The organism is Bacillus sanguinis (assembly GCF_018332475.1).
Classification (GTDB): domain Bacteria; phylum Bacillota; class Bacilli; order Bacillales; family Bacillaceae_G; genus Bacillus_A; species Bacillus_A sanguinis.
In genome coordinates this window covers 1-2,557 of record NZ_BOQB01000377.1, presented here as the reverse complement: position 1 = coordinate 2,557, position 2,557 = coordinate 1, and the positions used below count along the sequence as shown (strand labels likewise).

Below are 2,557 nucleotides of genomic sequence, written 5' to 3'. Positions count from 1 at the left end.
CGCTTCTAACACTATTGTTTTTGGATCTGGAGCAGGTGGATTTCAAGAACAGCCAATTGGTCCACCAATTTTTCATCGACATTCGTGGATGGAAGAATTTGAAGATACTGTTATATATTTTAATGATCCTACTTTATATCTTGGAAAATTATCTTTAGGTTGGGGACAAGGGGAGTTAGATAGATTTTATTTACAGGATATAGCTAATATTTTAGAAATAGTATTTACAAAGTTAAAAGTTGATTCAAAAAATGTGTTGTTTTATGGTAGTTCCGGGGGAGGGTTTATGTCTTTAATTTTAGCTGGATTCGTTAAGGGCTCCACAGTTTTAATTAATAATCCTCAAACAAATTTATTAAAATGGATACCTGTACCAATAAATCTAGTTTTCGATTTATCTTATCCAGGTTTATCAAGAGAAGAAGTTGAAGGAAAATTTGAAGAAAGAATTAATGTAGTAAAATTTTTTAATCACATTAAATACGTACCGAACATTTATTTTTTGCAAAATTTCGCGTGTGAATTTGATGTGCAAAATCATTTACTACCATTTATTTCTGAATTAGAACAATTGGATGAGGATATTGAAGTAAATCAAATTGTAATAGACCTATATTTCGATAAAAAAGCAGGGCATGCAGCTGTAGGAAAGAGTGAAACAATTGAATATATAAAAAAAGTAAAGCCTAATCAGACTGTGAGAAAAGAACAAAAAGAAGTTGGTTTGTCAGTCGTTATCGTTTTAGGAAAAGATAAATCGAAATTGAATCAAATTTTAAATAAAGTGCAGCATATAAAACCACTAGAAATTATTATAGTAGCTAATGATAGAATGAGTGCGATACAATCTATACCTACTTTTATTGAAAGTAACGTTGTTGTAATTGAGGAGAAAAATAAATGGAAAGCACCAGTTCATGGGGCAAAAACCGCCAATGGAGATGTAGTTTTATTTTTAGATGGAGAAGATGTTATTTTTTCGATAGAATTAGAACGATTTATAGAACCGCTACTAAAAAAGGAACAGGATGTAATTTTGAATAACATAGACTCCGTATGTTTTGAAAAGATGAGAGTAGAATGGCCAAGTATTGCTATGGTGTATAGAAAAATAGTAAACGATGTATTGGGGCGTATAGATTTAAAATATGATTCGATGTTATCTATGCCATATGCTATTACTAAAAAAGCAATTGAAGACATTGGATATGACACCTTGCAAAATCCCATTCTTTCTCAAATAACTCTTATTGAGAAAGGGTGGCGACTACAATCCTCGTCAGCCATCACTAATACTTTGTTGAATGATATACCCGTAAACAAAATTTCTTTCTATAGAGATGAATTAACTAAATTAGAAGTATGTGAGATGAAAGAGAATGTAAAAGCTTTGGAGAGTTGGTTGCAGCGAAAAGATGATAGAGGTAACTATACAGATGGAGGAAGAAAAAGAGAAATTATAGAGCAACTAAAAAAACAAAAGAATTATTCACGTTACCATAAAGGATGGGGTATGAATTCATCAATTTATAATGGAAAACAGTTATCAATTATTATACCAGCACAAAATGAAGAATCAACGATTAAAGAAGTTATTCTTGAGGCAAGAAAAATTGAACCGAAAGAAATAATTGTTGTCATTAATGGGTCAACAGATCAGACAGAAGTAATTGCTAAGCAATTAGGGGCAACAGTAATTGTTTATCAAGAAAGATTAGGGCATGATGTAGGACGGGCAATTGGTGCACAAGAAGCCGTAGGGGATATACTTCTCTTTATTGATGCTGATTTTGCTATTCCAGCAAAAGACCTTCATCCGTTAACGCAGGCTGTTGCGGATGGTGTTGATATGGTTTTAAATGATTTAAATTTAAATCTTAGATTTCCTCTATATATTGTAAGTTTATATAAATATATGTTGAATATTGCTTGTAATCGTAAAGATTTAGGTGTGGGATCCACAATTGCTGTTCCCCACGCAATTAGTAGAAAATGTTTAGAGGGTATCGGCTGGGATACTCTTCACACAGCGTGTGTTGCGCAAGTAAAGGCAATATTAGAAGGATATAAAGTTGAATGTGTCCATTTTGTAGATGTTATGAAACCAAATCGTATTCGTCCAAACGAGCACTTTGCAACAGTAGGACATCCACCAGCTGTATTGAGAATTACAGGAGATCATATAGAAGGGTTTTCTTATTTATTGAAGAATAGAAATTTCAAAGATTTTTTATAACAGGATATTCTGCTAATCATATGAGTAACTTAAAGAAATTTATTTTAATATGGAAGCCACACCTTTAATAAGCGTTGAATAGCAAGAAATTGAGTATGAAATGAGTTAGTTTTGAATGTTTATTGAGAGAAAGTGCAAAGGTTATTGAAAAGTAAAAACTACTTCAAATAAATGAAGTAGTTTTTACTTTTTTTATTTGAAGTATATAAGTAAAGAGTAAATAAAGCTGTATATGCAAATAGTTAGTGAAGCTTACTAATTTATAGGTTGGAGGAAGCGATGATAGAAACGTAATAAATATAAATAAATGAAAGGTTCATT

The 2,557-nt window shown here is 31.5% G+C and carries 1 protein-coding gene; it reads left to right on the top strand.

Annotated features, from left to right (window positions below; all coding sequences use genetic code 11):
- Window positions 1-2,236, top strand: a 2,236-nt coding sequence (locus KI369_RS26360; RefSeq protein WP_212958436.1) for a glycosyltransferase, incomplete at its 5' end; no start/stop codon positions are given.
- Between the last annotated feature and the right edge of the window lie 321 nt (window positions 2,237-2,557).